General features: G+C 61.3%; 16 protein-coding genes. 12 read left to right on the top strand and 4 right to left on the bottom strand.

Annotated elements, in window-relative coordinates; genetic code table 11:
• Positions 1-10: 10 nt before the first annotated feature.
• Positions 11-1,936 (bottom strand): response regulator, encoded by a 1,926-nt coding sequence (locus tag AA105894_RS15640; RefSeq protein WP_267312548.1) that lies wholly within the window; start codon positions 1,934-1,936, stop codon positions 11-13.
• Complete coding sequence (locus AA105894_RS15635; protein WP_267312547.1) at positions 1,933-3,804, bottom strand: response regulator; 1,872 nt, start codon at positions 3,802-3,804, stop codon at positions 1,933-1,935. The genes AA105894_RS15640 and AA105894_RS15635 overlap by 4 nt, the downstream gene beginning before the upstream one ends.
• A gap of 204 nt (positions 3,805-4,008) precedes the next feature.
• On the opposite strand from AA105894_RS15635, the gene AA105894_RS15630 reads away from it, so the two are divergent.
• The 9 genes from AA105894_RS15630 to AA105894_RS15590 all read left to right on the top strand — a co-directional run bounded on the left by AA105894_RS15630 (position 4,009) and on the right by AA105894_RS15590 (position 11,664).
• A complete protein-coding gene (locus AA105894_RS15630; protein WP_267312546.1) occupies positions 4,009-4,419 on the top strand; it encodes a hypothetical protein in 411 nt (136 codons plus the stop codon).
• A gap of 36 nt (positions 4,420-4,455) precedes the next feature.
• A complete protein-coding gene (locus tag AA105894_RS15625) occupies positions 4,456-5,136 on the top strand; it encodes a cell division ATP-binding protein FtsE (protein ID WP_267312545.1) in 681 nt (226 codons plus the stop codon).
• The gene (locus AA105894_RS15620) at positions 5,133-6,041 is read left to right on the top strand and encodes a cell division protein FtsX (RefSeq protein WP_267312544.1); all 909 of its coding nucleotides are present in this window, start codon (positions 5,133-5,135) and stop codon (positions 6,039-6,041) included. The genes AA105894_RS15625 and AA105894_RS15620 overlap by 4 nt, the downstream gene beginning before the upstream one ends.
• Positions 6,038-6,640 (top strand): YdcF family protein, encoded by a 603-nt coding sequence (locus tag AA105894_RS15615; protein ID WP_267312543.1) that lies wholly within the window; start codon positions 6,038-6,040, stop codon positions 6,638-6,640. Before AA105894_RS15620 ends, AA105894_RS15615 begins: the two co-directional genes overlap by 4 nt.
• A 219-nt stretch (positions 6,641-6,859) precedes the next feature.
• A complete protein-coding gene (locus tag AA105894_RS15610) occupies positions 6,860-7,603 on the top strand; it encodes a lysophospholipid acyltransferase family protein (RefSeq protein WP_267312542.1) in 744 nt (247 codons plus the stop codon).
• Between the two features lie 330 nt (positions 7,604-7,933).
• The gene (locus AA105894_RS15605) at positions 7,934-8,995 is read left to right on the top strand and encodes a hypothetical protein (RefSeq protein WP_267312541.1); all 1,062 of its coding nucleotides are present in this window, start codon (positions 7,934-7,936) and stop codon (positions 8,993-8,995) included.
• An 84-nt stretch (positions 8,996-9,079) separates the two neighbouring features.
• Entirely contained in the window at positions 9,080-10,489 is a 1,410-nt protein-coding gene (locus AA105894_RS15600; protein WP_267312540.1) for a cytochrome ubiquinol oxidase subunit I, read from the top strand.
• A gap of 8 nt (positions 10,490-10,497) precedes the next feature.
• Positions 10,498-11,520: a cytochrome d ubiquinol oxidase subunit II gene (gene cydB, locus AA105894_RS15595; RefSeq protein ID WP_267312539.1), complete on the top strand. Its 1,023-nt coding sequence runs from the start codon at positions 10,498-10,500 to the stop codon at positions 11,518-11,520.
• A gap of 12 nt (positions 11,521-11,532) precedes the next feature.
• Positions 11,533-11,664 (top strand): DUF2474 family protein, encoded by a 132-nt coding sequence (locus AA105894_RS15590; RefSeq protein WP_188425926.1) that lies wholly within the window; start codon positions 11,533-11,535, stop codon positions 11,662-11,664.
• On the opposite strand, the gene AA105894_RS15585 is transcribed toward AA105894_RS15590, so the two are convergent.
• Both AA105894_RS15585 and gloB read right to left on the bottom strand, forming a co-directional pair.
• Entirely contained in the window at positions 11,645-12,244 is a 600-nt protein-coding gene (locus AA105894_RS15585; RefSeq protein ID WP_267312538.1) for an HAD family hydrolase, read from the bottom strand. The two genes, AA105894_RS15590 and AA105894_RS15585, sit on opposite strands and share 20 nt — an antisense overlap.
• Before the next feature lie 17 nt (positions 12,245-12,261).
• On the bottom strand, positions 12,262-12,981 hold the full coding sequence (gene gloB, locus AA105894_RS15580; protein WP_267312537.1) for a hydroxyacylglutathione hydrolase: 720 nt from the start codon (positions 12,979-12,981) through the stop codon (positions 12,262-12,264).
• Positions 12,982-13,173: 192 nt separating this feature from the next.
• On the opposite strand from gloB, the gene AA105894_RS15575 reads away from it, so the two are divergent.
• From AA105894_RS15575 to AA105894_RS15565, 3 genes are all read left to right on the top strand, one after another.
• Positions 13,174-13,938 carry a class I SAM-dependent methyltransferase gene (locus AA105894_RS15575; protein ID WP_267312536.1) on the top strand — a complete coding sequence of 255 codons (765 nt, stop codon included), beginning with the start codon at positions 13,174-13,176 and terminating at the stop codon, positions 13,936-13,938.
• Between the two features lie 34 nt (positions 13,939-13,972).
• On the top strand, positions 13,973-14,698 hold the full coding sequence (locus AA105894_RS15570; protein ID WP_267312590.1) for a phosphatidylserine decarboxylase: 726 nt from the start codon (positions 13,973-13,975) through the stop codon (positions 14,696-14,698).
• Between the two features lie 142 nt (positions 14,699-14,840).
• A complete protein-coding gene (locus AA105894_RS15565) occupies positions 14,841-15,623 on the top strand; it encodes a CDP-alcohol phosphatidyltransferase family protein (RefSeq protein ID WP_188426271.1) in 783 nt (260 codons plus the stop codon).
• The last annotated feature ends 66 nt before the right edge of the window (positions 15,624-15,689 follow it).

Below are 15,689 nucleotides of genomic sequence, written 5' to 3'. Positions count from 1 at the left end.
GTGCTATGCCTCAGCCTCGCTTGCGCATCGTCGTGCAGATTGCCTCACGCAATTCCTGCGGGGTGAAAGGCTTGCCGAGCACGAAAGCCTGGGCAGGCAGATTCTGCGGATCGGCATAGCCACTGACATAAAGTACCGGCAGGTCAGGATAACGCGCCGCCACCATCAGCCCGCATTCCCGCCCACCCATGCCGGGCATGAGAAGATCAAGCACGACCAGATCGACTGGCTCACCCTTTTCGAGAAAGCTGATCACATCGGCGCCATCTGGCACGCTGACAACGTGATGACCATCCTGTGTCAGGAACTGCGCGGTCACGAGTCGGACACCGGGCTCATCATCCGCCAACAGAATACGCAAAGGCCTGGAGGGCTGCGTCTCTGCCCTGTCGGGAACGGTCGCGTCCTCTCTCTCGAGCGCGCAGACGGGCAATGTCACGATCATGCTCGTGCCATGATCGGGGACGCTCTCGACACGGATGTCGCCGCCACTGCGCTGCAGGAACCCGTAGATGGTCGAGAGACCAAGACCCGTTCCGCTTCCAAGCCCCTTGGTGGTGAAGAAAGGCTCGAAGATACGACGTACGACTTCTGGCGGCATCCCGCAGCCCTGGTCCTCCACCGTAAGGATGACGCATGGAGCCCCTGCCGCATTGGTTTCACTGGCAAGGCGGATACTGATCGTCCCTCCCTTGGGCATCGCATCGCGCGCATTGATACACAGATTGAGCAGCGCCATCTCAAGCTGACCCGAATCGCTGAGCACGGGCGCGATCGGCAGATCACGCGGCACGGCATCAAGATCCAGCGTGCATCGCCCCGTCTCGCCGCGCAGGTCACTGGGGCGGCTGAGGCTTTGCACGATCAGATCGCGCATACTCCAGATCAGCTCGACCAGATCCACAGGCTTGAGCGCCACCGGTTTCGGGCGGCCGAACTCCAGCAGACGTCGCGTCAGCACCGTACCCCGACGCGCCGAGTCGAGCGCATTGTCGAAAAGTTTGGTCACCATCGGATCGCTTGCCGGCGTCATGTCCTGCAGCAATTCAAGTGATCCCAGCATGGCGGTCAGCAGATTGTTGAAATCATGCGCGATACCGCCAGCCAGAGTGCCGAGCGCATGCATCTTGTCATCCTGACGCAGGCGCTCTTCCATGGCCAGGCGCTCGGTCACGTCCCTGTCCAGGCTGAGCTGCCATCGTTGCGCTGAGGGATAGGGCACGCCTGAGGCATTGCGTGGCCAGGGAAGCGTCTGACGGGATATCTCGTGCCAGCGCACGCCTGCCGGTGTCGTCTCTGGTACGAGACGCATCACCTCGTCACGCGCCTTTGCCTCCTCGCGCATGGCCGATATCTCGGGACGAAGCGCTTCGTCGAAAAGCGTGTCCTCCTCGATATCGCCCTTGGCGTTCAGGGGAGCATCCACGTCGAAATTATGGCGCAGCACCGTGCCATCGGCTTCCGAGAACACGACATTCATCGGCACGGATTCCATCGCGCCATGCAGCAGCACGCGCTCGGTCATCAGCGCCCGCTCAAGCCTGTGATGGGCCGCCACCTCACGCACCATCGCGCGTAGCGAGTCCGACTCCCACGGCTTGTGGGCGTAGAACTGGATGCGTCCCTGATTGAGAGCGGCGACCACAGCCGCCAGATCGGCATAGCCCGTCAGGAGAATGCCGCGCGCGTCGGAGAATTCGCGTGCCTTGCTGAGCAGCACATCGCCCGTCATGTTCGGCATGCGCTGATCGGAGACGATCACGGCAATATCGGGCGATTTCTTCAGGAAACTCAGCGCTTCGACAGGGTCCGTGCTCGACAGGATATCGAATTCATCTTCCAGCAGATCCGTCAGCGCCACGAGGATTTCTGCCTCGTCATCGACGATGAGAATGCGGCTGCGCCCATAAGGGACAGACATCTCTGTGCGTTTCATGCGCTGCGTCCTATCGTAACAGGGCCAGTCGGGGTCAATCGCACAGGAACGGTCAGTGTGAAACACGCCCCTACTCCGCGACCGCCGTCAAGATTGGCATCTTCAATATCAATCGAGCCTCCATGGGCCTCGATTACACCATAGGCAATTGCCAGCCCGAGACCCGTCCCCATTCCTACCGGCTTGGTAGTAAAGAAAGGCTCAAAGACCCTGGCGCGCAAATCAGCTGGCACCCCGGGACCATCATCGGCCACGCTGATCACGTAATTAGCCTCGTTTTCATTCTGCTTGAGCACCGTCTCGATGACGATCTTGCCACTTGGCGCCCCGGGCTCGAGCCCTTCGGCTTCGGCACGGGACCGAATGGCATCGGCAGCATTACTGACGATATTCATGACAACCTGATGCAGCAGGGCTGGCTGACAGACCAGCATGCGCGGCGCCGCCAGATGGCGCTCGACCGTGATTTCGCGCCCGAATTTGTGAGCCAGCAGCGCGAGTGCCGTGTCGATTGCCTCGACCACGTCCGTATCCTGAAACGCGCTCTCATCGAGACGTGAAAAGCGGCGCAGACTGAGGACAAGATTCTGGATGCGCTGCAGACCCAGACGCATCGCCCCGATACGATTGGCGCATTTCTCAAGCAGGGTGAGCTGCGAGGGCTGAAGCGGCCCTTCCGTCTCGATCAGCCTGCGCAGCGCACGGGCAATCGTCTCCTCATGCGCGAGCGTGAACGCGAGCGGGTTGTTGATCTCATGGGCAATGCCCGCCACCAGCTCGCCAAGCGACGCCATCTTGGCTGTCTGCACCAGCTTTGCCTGCGTTTCGATCAGGCGTGCATTGGCATCGGCCAGCTCGGCATTGGCATGAGCGAGGGCCTCGGCCATGGCGGCCTTGGCTGCGATGGCCCGTGCTTCGCTCTGCGCGGTCTGCAGCGCGACCTCGCGCACCTGACGCTTGATTTCCTGCTGCCTGATCTCGTCCTGGGCCAGCTTCCGACGCACCAGCACCCTGATACGCAAGGCGAGCACATCCGGCGCGATATCACTGGGCACCAGATCATCGAGCCCGGCATCAAACAGATCTGCTGCAGAATGCCGCCTGAACCGGTCGGCATCGACAATGCCGAGAATACGAAAGGACGTTCCGCCGGCCTCGAGCACATCCTGACGACGCGCATCGAGACGCCGACAGAAATTGACCCCGTCAAGCAGACGCGAGGTGAGATCAAGCACGAGACAATCCGGCCCTTCCTCCCCCCCCAGCCAGGCCCCATTGATCAGTTCGCTCGACGCGGTAACGGTTGTCACGGTGTGACCGTCACGCCAGAGCAGTTCGCCAAGCGAGGCCCCCGCAGCGTCACGTGCCCAGTTGGCGTTCTCGCTTATATCCTCCTCGCAATCGTCGCTTCTCGGGCTCGTGACGATCACGATGCGCGCGCGCCTGAAACGCCCGGCCTCTTCGGCCTGAAGAAAATCAGACCCCTCACGCAGCAACGCCCTGATGCGCAGCACGAGCAAATCGGGATGCGCTGATTTCGAGATATAGGCATCTGCCCCGCTCTCGAGCCCTTCGCGCTCAAGCCCCGGCGCCACATCTTCGGTGAGCATCAGGATCGGGATCGAGCGCGTCTGGGCGTTCATGCGGAACTGCCGCGCCATCTGCCCGCCATTCATGCCCGGCAGGTGGTAATCCGAAACGACCAGGTCAGGCAGACCGTCATCAAGGCAGGAAAGCGCCTCTTCGCCACTTTTCACCCGACGCACGGCAAAGCCTGCATTATCGAGCAATGTGATGAGGGCCTGAGCCTGACTGTCACATTCCTCGACGATGAGGATAAGGGGAAGTTGCGTGTCGGAAAGGGTCATACAGTATCGGGGTCCATCATATCATACACGCCACGAGGAACGACTGTAACCGTTCAAGGTCAGGAATGGGTGATTATCGGGATCAGCTTTTGCCAATCATTGCATTTCGACGCGCTGACAGCTACCTCAACGACAGACAATGTAGCCAGCTTCGACTGGACGCCATATTTTCCCGTGCCCGTTACGACAAGCTGAAAGCGCCCCATGGAAGCTCCGTCCCGCCCTTCCCTGTCACGTCTGGCCCAGGCAAGCGAAGATCGTGAGACCCGCCGGTCCACGGGACTCGGTTTTGTCCGTACCACATTCTGGGCGATCTGCCATTTTGTCTTCTACTTCGCCCAGCAGGTGGCTGAGGTTCTGGCACCGCTCTGTCTCGTGCTCGGTATCGGCTGGATGGCCCTCCCCCGTGCACTCGCCGCCATCACCACAGGCAGCGCCTCGACCGATCCGCAGGCACAGGATGTCATGAATCATGTGGTCGGCAGCATTCCCGACCATCTGACAATCGGCAGCCATGTCATGACACCGGGCGGTCTGATTTTCGATGGTTTCCTGCTGATGGCCATCGCCGCAGTCGGCGCGACGATTTCCGCCGTCGCTGCCCGGAATATGTGATTTTCCACACAAGACGTTCATGATCCAGGGCCGTTCATGATCCGGTTTCGCAATGTGAGCTATCGGCATGAAAGAGGCCGCCGGGCCCAGGGGCGCCCGGTTCTGGAGGGGATAACCCTCGATATCCCCCAAGGCAGTTTCCATTGGCTGACCGGCCCATCCGGCGCCGGCAAATCGAGCCTCCTCAGACTGATGCATCTGGAATCCCTGCCCTGTGAGGGTCAGGCCGAGATACTGGGTGTCGATGTCAAAAGCGCCAAACGGAGACAACGCGCCCAGCTACGGCAGAAGATCGGCTTTATCCCGCAGGATCTCCGCCTTCTTTCAGAGCTGGATGTCTTCGACAATATTGCGCTTCCCCTGCGACTGGCAGGCGCCAGATATGAGGCAATCGAAGGCGAGATCGTCTCCATTCTCGACTGGCTTGGCCTGGGCAGCAAGAAGAACAGCCTGCCTGACCAGCTCTCCGGCGGCGAGCGTCAACGTGTGGCCATTGCGCGTGCGCTTGTCATGCGGCCCTCTCTCCTTCTTGCCGATGAGCCCACAAACGCCCTTGCCGAAGGGCAGAGCTGGCAGCTTGTCGACGCTCTCCAGGCCCTGAGCCGGTCAGGCACAACCGTCATTGTCGCGACCCATAATGAAGCCCTGCTTCGTGCGGTGAACCACCCCTGCATCGCGCTGAAAAATGGCCGTCTTGCAGGAGTGACGGCGCGATGAGCCGCGTCCTCCCCGATGGCCTGCATCTCGGCAGGCGCGACCACGGGCTGATTCCGGTCATTGCGGCCGTTGCCGCCATTGCTGCCCTCGCGCTCGGTGGATGGAATGCCGCCCGCAGCCTCTCGCGAGAATGGGAGAATGGCGCAGCGCATCACGTCACGATCGAAATACCTGACTTTACGGGCGATGCCGGAGAAACGGCGAAAAAGCTGAGCGCCGTCTTACAGAGCGATCCGGGCATTGCGCTCGTCGAAACCCTGCCGGAAGCGCAGATTCGCGCCATTTTGCGCCCATGGCTTGGAGCAATGCAGGGTGAGCTGTCCGATCTGCCAGTCGTTCTGGCTGTCACGCGCAAGGACGGAGCGCCTGCCACCGACCTGCCTGCCATACTCGACACGGTCGCCCCTTCTGCCATTCTTGAGGAAAATGCCAAATGGGGCGAGAGGCTGACCCTTCTGGGCCATAGCCTTCAGGCCTGTGCCTGGCTGGCGGTGCTCCTTGCCGGCTTCGCTACAGCGGGGGTGACCACGGTCTCGGTGCGCATGACGCTGATCGCCAGACGCCGGACGATCGAGATCCTTCACGGCTTTGGTGCCCGTGACGGCCTGATCGCGCGGCGTATCGCCTGGCGCAGCGCGGGGCTTGGTCTCGCTGGCGGCGTGCTCGGCACGGTCCTGGGCGGTGCGACACTCGCCGTTCTGCACCGACTTATCCTGCCTTTCATGGATCAGCACAGCATCGGGCTATCACTTTGGCCGCAAGGCCTTTCAGAGTGGCTCTCCGTGTGGACCAGCCTGCCGCAACCGCTGTTCCAGTCGTTAGCCTGCGTGCCGGTTCTGGTCGCTCTACTGAGCTTCACCGTCGCCCATTCAACGGTTCGGCTGTGGCTGCGGAGGCTGCCGTGAAGTTCTGGCTGGCTTTGCCGTTTCTGGTTCTCGTGCTTGCGCTCTCCTGGTGTGCGGGATTTGCCTGGTTCTGTGCCGATGCGCTTCACCCGGTATCCGATCCGGTTCATTGCGACGGCATCGTCGCCCTGACAGGCGGTCGCGACCGGATAGAGGCGTCGCTCTCACTGCTCGACAAGGGCATTGGCAGAAAGCTGCTCATTTCCGGCGTCGGCCCCCACGCCACGCTCGCTCAACTGGCCGAGCATGCCCCTATTACCCTCACCCCTGAGCTGGCCTCGCGAATCACACTGGGGCGCAGAGCGGTTTCGACAATCGGCAATGGCTCGGAAACGGCAGAATGGGCTGCCAGGAATGGTATCCATTCGCTGCTCGTGGTCACGGCGGGCTATCATATCCGGCGCGCCATGCTCGAACTGCATCGCGCTGCACCCGGTGTGGTGCTGCATCCTTTTCCGGTGCGCTCACCCGCCCTCAGGCGTAGCCCCGACAGGGCGACTTTCAGACTTCTGTTTCGTGAATACATGAAATGGATCGGCTCCCATCTCGGCCTCTCACGCGGGGTCAACCTGACACCGCGAGCGCAAGGCAACGGGTGACACCCGAGGCGTGACCGGGAGGATTGCCTCTTTTTCGGCCCGGCGTCCCCGGACATAATTCCATCAGGGCGCCTGTTGCTCTAGAGCTTCTCGGATCGAACGGAATCGACCGACCGGATCGGGACGCCCATCCAGACCATGGGCGCCTGCCCCGCAAGCCAGCGCAGATGAGAAGGGCGCTGGTGACGATCGGATACAGAGCCGGCACTGGGAGAGGTCATGAACCGGATACGCGCCCTTTTCTTCATCATCTATTTCGTGATCCTGACCCTGGTGATGGGGCTGGGCGCGCTGCCGATACGCGCCCTTCGCCGTCAGGAGGCCGCGCTGCGCTATGCGCAGCTCTGGTCATCGCTCACACTCAAGGGGCTTAAATTCTTCTGTGGTGTCAGCGTACGCGTCACAGGAGCAGAGAACCTGCCAGACGGCGCCTGTCTGATCGCGTCCCAGCACCAGGCCTATTTCGATGGCTTCATCTGGATGGTTCTGGTCAGGCGCCCAGCCTATGTCATCAAGCAGGAGCTCACCCGGATTCCCTTCATCGGACCGATGCTGCTTCTCTCGGGCATGGTGCCTGTCGAGCGTGCCGCAGGTGCCAAGGCCCTGCGCGCCCTCATGAAGGCAACCCAGGCGCATTTCGACGAGGGGCGGCAGATCGCGATCTTCCCGGAAGGCACACGCACCCGCCCTGGCGAACGTGCTGCATTGCAACCCGGGATCGTGGCGCTGGCCAAACAGGCCGCTGCTCCGGTGATCCCGGTAGCCACCAATTCCGGCCTGCACTGGCCACGCCGAGGCTGGGTCATGACCCCCGGCGAGATCGTCATCGCCATAGGAAAGCCTCTTCCCGCCAGTGCAGGGCGACTCTCGCTGATCGACTCGATCTACAAATCCTGGGACGCCCTGTGTGTGGAAAACGGATTGCCACGCCCTGTGGATAACTCTGTGGACTCGCCTCGCTGAGCGGAGACTAACCTGTTAGGAAGCGGGGCATGGATTGGGGAGAAAACGCCGCCTGCTCCGTAAGTGCCTGATCTGGCTGCCCGGAAGGCGAGTCAAGGGACAATCGCCTCAAATGCTGGGTTTTGTCCCGATATTGTCCCGGCAGAGACGGGCGGAGGCGGCATCTAACACAGGCATTTGCGCTTTCATAGCCCCCAGTCGAAGAGTCTTTTCCTTTCTGTCACATGCTCTGTCTCACCTCTGGGGATAAATTGTGCTCTTTCTCGAAAGATGTGTGAAATCGGCCTCTGGAGATCCCGAGTTGCGCAGTAATCGCGGGGGTTTACTCGAGTGAGAAAACCCTTCTTCTTCGCCGCATTTTCTGTTGCGCTCGTGCTGCTCGCCGCGATCGGTGCAGACGCCTGGCGCCTTGTCAGGCTCGACCGCCAGCTCGCTACCCTGCCCTCTCAGCTCGACTCCAGAGGGTGGCACCTCACCTGGCAGGAAAAGCGCGTCTTCTGGCGCCCCTGGGGCTCGCAGATCATTTTCATGCGGCCTATTCTTGCAGGGCCGCAAAGCCGCCTCTGGGCGGGCGTGCAACTCAGTGTCGCAACCAGCCCGGTTCATCCTTTATCGCTTTCCTTCACCGCTGAAGGGACGCAGATCGTCAGGTTGAGTGAAACCCTCTCGCTGACGACCGGGGCATTGCATGGTCGTTTCATCCCCTCGACGCGTATCGCAACCCTGGCTTCGGAAACCGTCACGGTTACCGGGGTGCCCATTGAGGGGATCGAAGCGCTCTCGCTCCAGACCCTGACGGCGCGGCTGATCCCCGGCACGCAGAACGGGCCGGGCAGCTCTGCATGGGCTGTCGACCTGCGCGCGCAAACAGTGCTGCCCCAGTTTGCCCCGGGCGTCGCGGCTCCCGGCCAGACCCTGCCCGATCACGCTCTGCCCGACGCGGCTGTGAGCGCGTCGCCGGGGCGTCTGAAGGCGCTTCTTGCGCTGCTGCCGCCCCCTCGCGACCTGCATCTCATCGTGACCGCACTGAACGGCGATGATCGCGAGTCAGGGGCGCAATTGGCCCATTATATGGGAAATGGACGCTATTTAATTCAGGCGGCATCTTTCAGCCTCGGTCCACTGACGTGCATCGCCAGAGGGACACTCTCCCATGAAGGCGAAGGGACACTTTGGGCCCATCTGACAGGCTTGCAGGGCTTTGTTCGTTACGGGATCGCCCATGCCCCGGAATCGCTTCGTATCGACCCGGAATATGCAAGGCTATTCAAGGCGCTCGATGAACAAACGGCAAGGATACCGGACCAGCTCGATCTGCCTTTTCCGGTGAGCCGCCATGACATTTCATTGCAAAATCACATTTTCGCGATATTAACAGGGCATTCTCGATGAACCGGAGGGGAAGCTGACGTCTTATGGCGGATGCTGTTTCCAATTCCCCTTCACGACTGGCCTTGATGGCCGCGGATCACTGCAATGCCCGATTTGAGTGCCCTCTTCCTTGCACGATTGCAATTCGCGTTTACCGTCGGATTTCATATCGTCTTTCCCGCTTTTTCCATCGGTCTGGCCGCGTTTCTGGCTGTGTTAGAAGGCCTGTGGCTCAAGACGGACAAGCCCGTCTATCTCGACCTTTTCAAATACTGGCTGCGCGTCTTTTCGGTCGTTTTCGCCATGGGCGTCGTCTCGGGACTGGTCATGTCCTACGAGTTCGGCACCAACTGGTCGCAATTCTCCCAGAAAGCGGGGCCAATCCTCGGCCCGATGCTTGCCTATGAGGTCATGACGGCCTTCTTCCTTGAGGCAGGCTTTCTTGGCGTGATGATGTTCGGCCTCAACCGCGTGGGCAAGCATCTGCATTTTGCTGCCACCTGCATGGTCTCGATCGGCACGCTGATCTCTATGAGCTGGATTCTGGCCTCGAATTCCTGGATGCAGACGCCGCAGGGCTACAAGATCGATGCTGCAACCGGTCGCTTCCTGCCGGCTGACTGGTTTGCCATCGTCTTCAACCCGTCCTTCCCGTTCCGCCTCGTGCACATGGCTCTGGCCGCATTCCTTTGCGTGGCCTTCATCGTTGGCGGCGTTGGTGCGTGGCATCTACTCAAGGCCAAGCGCCACAACCGCGCGCCGACCGATGCGGTCAAGGTCATGTTCTCGATGGCCATGTGGATGGCCGCCATCGTGGCCCCGCTCCAGATTCTGGCTGGTGACGCCCATGGCCTGAACACGCTGAAATACCAGCCAGCCAAGATCGCGGCGATGGAAGGTGACTGGGAGTCCGAGAGCCGGGCCCCGGAGCTGCTTTTCGGCGTGCCGGACATGGAGCACGAGGTCACACGCTACAAGATCGGCATTCCGCTCGTCGGCTCGCTGATTTTGACGCACAGCCTCGATGGCAAGGTGCCGGGCCTGAAGGACTTCCCCAAGGACCAGCGCGCGCCGATGTACGTCGTGTTCTATACCTTCCGCGTGATGGTGGCCCTTGGCAGCCTCATGGCGCTGCTCGGCTTCTTTTCGCTGTTTCTGCGCTGGAAGGGCGGGTTCTACACCAACCCGATCCTGCTGCGCGGTGCGCTGCTCATGACGCCGGCCGGGTTCATTGCGCTGCTATGCGGCTGGGTAACCACGGAAGTCGGCCGTCAGCCTTTCACGATCTATGGCCTGCTGCGCACTGTCGACAGTGTTTCCCCCGTGACGCTGCCGAACATGGAAATATCGATGGTCGCCTTCGTGATCGTCTATTTCATCGTGTTTACCGCCGGTATCGGCATTCTGCTGCGCGACTTCGCCAAGGAGCCCAGCTCGGACGAGCACGAACCCCCGCGTGATCAGCCGCACCGTGCTGCAGGCATCACCCAAATCTCTCATCACCCGGCGGAGTAAGCGTCTCGATGAACACCCTCGCCTATTGGTTGCCCATTATCTGGGCAACCCTCGCCGCCCTCGCCATCTTCATCTATGTCTGCCTCGACGGGTTCGACCTGGGTATCGGCATCCTGTTTCTTGGTGAACATCGCAAAGATCACCGCGATGTCATGGTCAACACCATTGCCCCTGTCTGGGACGGTAACGAGACCTGGATGATCTTCGGGGGCGCCACGCTCTATGGTGTCTTCCCGGTTGCCTACGGCACCATTCTGCCAGCGCTCTATCTTCCGATCCTGTTCATGCTGCTCGCGCTCATCCTGCGTGGCGTGGCTTTCGAATTTCGCGTCAAGGCGAGCGGTGTTTTCGGCACGACCTTCTGGGACCGCTCCTTCTGCCTCGGCTCGCTTGTGGCCTCGATCATGCAGGGCGTCATCCTGGGTGAGCTGATCCTTGGCGTGAAGGTCGAGAACAACGTGTTTGTCGGCAGCGCCTGGGACTGGGTCGCTCCCTTCCCGCTCTTCTGCGGTTTCGCGGTTGCCGTTGGCTATACGCTGCTTGGTGCCACGTGGCTGGTCTGGCGTACCGAGACCGATCTGAAGGCTGTCATGCAGCGGCTCTCGGCCCCGCTTGGCATTGCCATGCTGGTCCTGATCGCCATTGTCTCGGTCTGGACGCCTTATCTGCATGCCACTTACATGCATCGCTGGACGGATTTCCCCGAGATCATCTGGGTGGCACCGGTGCCTGTCGCCGTGATTGTTCTGGCGGCGCTCTTCTTCCTGTCACTGCGCAAGGCAACCACCCGCCTGACGCCGTTTCTCTGTGCGCTTGGCTGGTTCTTCCTGTGCTTCTCGGGGCTCGGGATCAATGTCTGGCCCTATATCGTGCCGCCGACAGTCACGATCTGGTCTGCCTCGTCGCCGCCTGAGAGCCAGCTCTTCCTGCTTGCCGGGGCCTCGATCCTGCTGCCGATCATTCTCGCCTACACGATCTATTCCTACTGGGTTTTCCGCGGCACCGTGACCGCTGACCATCACTACCACTAAGGGAGCCTGATCATGCCTGCCACTACAGCGTCTTCTTCGTTCCTGGCCCGTCTCGGGTGGTTTGTCGGGCTCTGGGCAGGCGGGGTCGCGACCCTCGCCGTGGTCGCGACCGCAATCAGGATCGTTATCTTTCACCAATGGTGAAAGGGCGAACGTCCACGGCGTCCATCCCGGCAGCACGCGCTGCCTCGAGCCCCTCATCGGTGTCTTCAAAGACAAGACATCGTTGCGGGGCAACCCCGAGCTTTTCAGCTGCGAGCAGATAAAGATCAGGCGCCGGTTTGGGGCGGCTGACATCTTCTACCGTTACGACATGCTCGAAAAGTTCGAGCAGATCGAGCGTTCTGAGCGTTGCCGTCACCACGCTCTTCTGCCCGGCCGAGGCCACGGCCATCGGCACATGCCCGAACTGGCTTCTGGCGATATCTGCCGCGAAACCGTGTTCGCGCAATGTATCGAGATGATTTTCGTAGAGCGCCCGTGAGCGCGTAAGCAGGGCATCGCGATCGAGTGTGACACCATGGGCCTGCTCATACGCTGCAAACAGCTTGCCGCTCGAAAGCCCCGTGCGCGCATGGTACCACGCCTCATCGAGCGTATGGCCGTGCTCTCCGAGCGCCTCCTTAAAGGTGAGGTAATGCACGGGCAGGGTGTCGGCGATGGTGCCGTCGCAATCGAAGATGATCGCATCGAAATCATGATCGGCCAGCGTAAAATCGGGCATGGGAGTCCCTCCTTTCCTCAGAAATGATCCTTGGCCGCACGCAGTGCCGCGAAGGTTTCGACATCGGGTGCCATCAGAAACGGATTGGTCTGCCGCTCGACGCCAAGCGTGACCGGCAGGGTGGGAAGACCCTGCGCGCGCAACGCCTGAACCTCTTCTGCACGCTGCTGCAGCGCCTTGTTGTCCGGCATGCGTGACAGGGCGAACGCCGCATTGGCAGCCGTGTATTCATGCCCGCAGCAGACCAGCGTTTCATCGGGCAGCGCGTCGAAACGATGCAGACTTGCAAACATTTCTTCCGCCGTGCCTTCGAGAAGACGCCCGCAGCCGAGACTGAACAGCGTGTCGCCGCAGAACAAGGCCGGGACCGAGCGAAAATAGAAGGCGATATGGCCGCGCGCATGACCGGGAGTTGCGATCACATCACCCAGATCATGACCAATCGCGATGCGGTCCTCATCATGCAGCAGCAGATCGAGTGACGGCAGGCGGGCAGAATCGGACTCGGAGCCAGCGATACGCGCGCCATATTTCTGGCGCAAGGCCTCGGCACCGCCGATGTGATCGGCGTGGTGATGGGTCAGCAGAATGAGATCGAGACGTCCATCGCCGATCACGGCGCTGACCGCATCGGCATCACCCGGATCGACAATGGCCACGACACCTGTCGCAGGGTCGGTCAGAAGCCATGCATAATTATCCCGTGCATAGGAAATTGCCGTGACAGCAAGACTCATGGCGGTGTCCTCCTCTTTTCACAGACCTGTCTGTTGCCCAACATGGTTCTGATCATTCTAACTCTTGAGATGTTACGCTCGTTCATTTCCGAACGCATCAGCCTGACTGCCTATCGGTCGATCACGGTTGCGACGGCTGGAGCATTCTTTCTTGCTCTGGCCCCTGCCTGCCGTTCGGGGTAGCGTGACGCCATGCAGACGCGTCCTTCCCTGCCCGTGCCGTCAGACGCCGCCGGGTTTTATGCCAGCAGACGGGGTGAGCAGGTGACGTCTCTGCTGATGTCGCGGCTTCTGCCCCTTCTGCCGGACCCGAAGGGCTTTCGGGTTCTGGGGCTTGGCTATGCAGCGCCTGTGCTCTCGCAATGGCGCGCCCTCAGCCAGGCGCAGTGGGTGGCCTCGGCGCGGCTCGACACTCCCCTGACCAGACGGCAGGGTATCCCGTCTGTGGCAGGGCATGACTGGCCGGGCTGTGTTGTTGCGGCCGATGCGCTTCCTTTCGATGATCTGAGCATCGATCTCGTGGTTCTGATGCATGGCCTGGAACTGGTGGACCCGCACCCGCTGCTTCGTATGGTGTGGAAGCTCCTTTCCGATCACGGGCGGCTCGTTCTGGTCGTGCCCAACCGGACCGGGCTGGCCGCCAAGGACGATACGCTTCCTTTCGGCCATGGAAGCCCCTTCTCGACGGGGCAGCTCGACCGCGTGCTGCAACGCGCCCTGTTTCGTGCCGAAGCCAGCTCGACAGCATTGAGTGCGCCGCCGGGTCTGCTCTCGCTTGGCGAGCAGGCCGGTTTCATGGGGGACAGGCTTTTCAGCCTTCTGGGGCGCCGCCTCGGCGGGGTGCATCTGGTGACGGCCTGCAAGGATCTCTATTCCGGCATGCCTGTGGAAGCCGAGCGCGCCTCGCTGAATTTTGCGCGCCGCGTCACGACGCTCGCAGGTTCGGCAAAAACCTGACCCGACCTGCCAGAAGCACCGAATTTCCGGCCTTCTGTCCCAAAAGCTTGACCGCAAACCACGGTGTCGTAAGACTGCGCTCATGTCCCTGATTCAATCGATCAAATCCGTTCTGGCTCCGCCGCATCGCGCAGCCATCCCGTTTCTCGCGCTGACAGGCGGCCTGACCGTTCTGGGCCGTGCGACGCCCTGGCGGGCCACACGCCTGATCGGCAATGTGGCGCTGGGCGGGTTTGCTTTCTGCCTGTATTTCTTCCGCGATCCGAAGCGTTTCCCGCCGTCGCGGACCGATCTGGCTCTGGCACCGGCTGATGGCCGCGTGGTTTCGGTCGAGCTGGCAACGCCCCCGGCAGCGCTTGGCATGGGCAGCGACCCGGTCTGGCGTGTGGCCACGTTCCTCTCGGTGCTGAACGTCCATATCAATCGTATGCCTGCCGCGGGCACGGTCACGAAGATTGCCTATCATGCCGGTCAGTTTCTCAATGCCAGCCTGGACAAGGCTTCGGACCTGAACGAGCGCAATGAAGTGCGCCTGACGCTCGAAGACGGACGCCACATGGCGATCGTGCAGATTGCCGGCCTGATTGCCCGCCGCATCGTCTGCTATGTCGAGGAAGGCAGCACGGTGGAACCCGGCGACCGCTTCGGCCTGATCCGCTTCGGATCGCGCACCGATCTGTATCTGCCGCCCGGCGTGACGCCTCTGGTGAGCACCGGCCAGATCATGGTCGGCGGCGAAACCGTCATAGCCCATCTCTGATCCGCAGTCGCCCGTGTCGGAAGCGCCCCTTACGCCCACGCCGGATCTCACGGTGTCCCGATCTGACAACCAGGAAAGCGGCGCCACGCGACCGGGGCGCAAGCGCCGTCGCCTGAGGCGCATCCGCCCCCGGCGTGTGCGTGTGCGTGGGCCCTCCTTCAACCGGCTGATTCCGAATCTGCTGACCATGCTCGGGCTTTGCGCCGGGCTGAGCAGCCTGCGCTACGGGCTGGAGCAGCAATTCTCCTATGCCGCTGTGGCGCTGGTGATTGCAGCGTGCATCGACGGGCTGGATGGCCGCATTGCCCGGTTGCTGCATGGCACATCACGTTTTGGCGCCGAATTCGACTCGCTGTCGGATTTCGTCTGTTTTGGCGTGGCACCGCCCTTCCTGCTCTATCTCTGGACGCTGCATGGCGACGGTGGCCGCTATGGCTATGTGCCCTGCATTCTCTTCACCGTCTGCATGGCGCTGCGTCTGGCTCGATTCAATGCCAGCCTCGATGACGAGGAAAAGCCGGAATATTCCTATAATTTCTTCACGGGCGTCCCTGCCCCGGCAGGTGCGGGTATTGTGCTTTTTCCGATCTTTCTCGGCCTTGAAGCTGAAAAGATGCATTGGCCCCTGCTCGATTCCATTGCCCGCTCTCCCATACTGGCGGCCGGAGCGCTGATTCTGACGGCGGCTCTTCTTGTCTCGACCCTGCCCGTCTGGTCGTTCAAGAACTTCAAGATCGCATCGCGCTATGTGCTGCCGCTGATGCTCGGCACGCTGCTTTATGCCGCCATTCTGCTTGCCGATCCCTGGCTGGCCCTTGCGGCTGCCGGGCTGATCTATCTGCTGATCCTCCCCTTCAGCCGACGCAGCTTTCATCGTCTGAAAGCCCAGGCTGAGGCCCTTTCGGAAGACGTGCCCGAAGCCTGATGCCTAGTGTGCCTGATGCCCGATGTGGCAGCGCATGCCAGGGATTTGTCACCCTGCATGCGCTCC

Source organism: Asaia spathodeae NBRC 105894, from assembly GCF_025994195.1.
In the GTDB taxonomy this organism is placed as follows: Bacteria; Pseudomonadota; Alphaproteobacteria; order Acetobacterales; family Acetobacteraceae; genus Asaia; species Asaia siamensis.
This window is presented reverse-complemented; position numbering and strand designations above follow the sequence as displayed.

What these genes read in the sequence shown, in the direction of transcription:
- AA105894_RS15640 (WP_267312548.1), bottom strand. Translation starts at nt 1,936, where the DNA reads ATGAAACGCACAGAGATGTCTGTCCCTTATGGGCGCAGCCGCATTCTC.
- AA105894_RS15635 (WP_267312547.1), bottom strand. Translation starts at nt 3,804, where the DNA reads ATGACCCTTTCCGACACGCAACTTCCCCTTATCCTCATCGTCGAGGAA.
- AA105894_RS15630 (WP_267312546.1), top strand. Translation starts at nt 4,009, where the DNA reads ATGGAAGCTCCGTCCCGCCCTTCCCTGTCACGTCTGGCCCAGGCAAGC.
- AA105894_RS15625 (WP_267312545.1), top strand. Translation starts at nt 4,456, where the DNA reads ATGATCCGGTTTCGCAATGTGAGCTATCGGCATGAAAGAGGCCGCCGG.
- AA105894_RS15620 (WP_267312544.1), top strand. Translation starts at nt 5,133, where the DNA reads ATGAGCCGCGTCCTCCCCGATGGCCTGCATCTCGGCAGGCGCGACCAC.
- AA105894_RS15610 (WP_267312542.1), top strand. Translation starts at nt 6,860, where the DNA reads ATGAACCGGATACGCGCCCTTTTCTTCATCATCTATTTCGTGATCCTG.
- AA105894_RS15600 (WP_267312540.1), top strand. Translation starts at nt 9,080, where the DNA reads ATGCCCGATTTGAGTGCCCTCTTCCTTGCACGATTGCAATTCGCGTTT.
- cydB (WP_267312539.1), top strand. Translation starts at nt 10,498, where the DNA reads ATGAACACCCTCGCCTATTGGTTGCCCATTATCTGGGCAACCCTCGCC.
- AA105894_RS15590 (WP_188425926.1), top strand. Translation starts at nt 11,533, where the DNA reads ATGCCTGCCACTACAGCGTCTTCTTCGTTCCTGGCCCGTCTCGGGTGG.
- AA105894_RS15585 (WP_267312538.1), bottom strand. Translation starts at nt 12,244, where the DNA reads ATGCCCGATTTTACGCTGGCCGATCATGATTTCGATGCGATCATCTTC.
- gloB (WP_267312537.1), bottom strand. Translation starts at nt 12,981, where the DNA reads ATGAGTCTTGCTGTCACGGCAATTTCCTATGCACGGGATAATTATGCA.
- AA105894_RS15575 (WP_267312536.1), top strand. Translation starts at nt 13,174, where the DNA reads ATGCAGACGCGTCCTTCCCTGCCCGTGCCGTCAGACGCCGCCGGGTTT.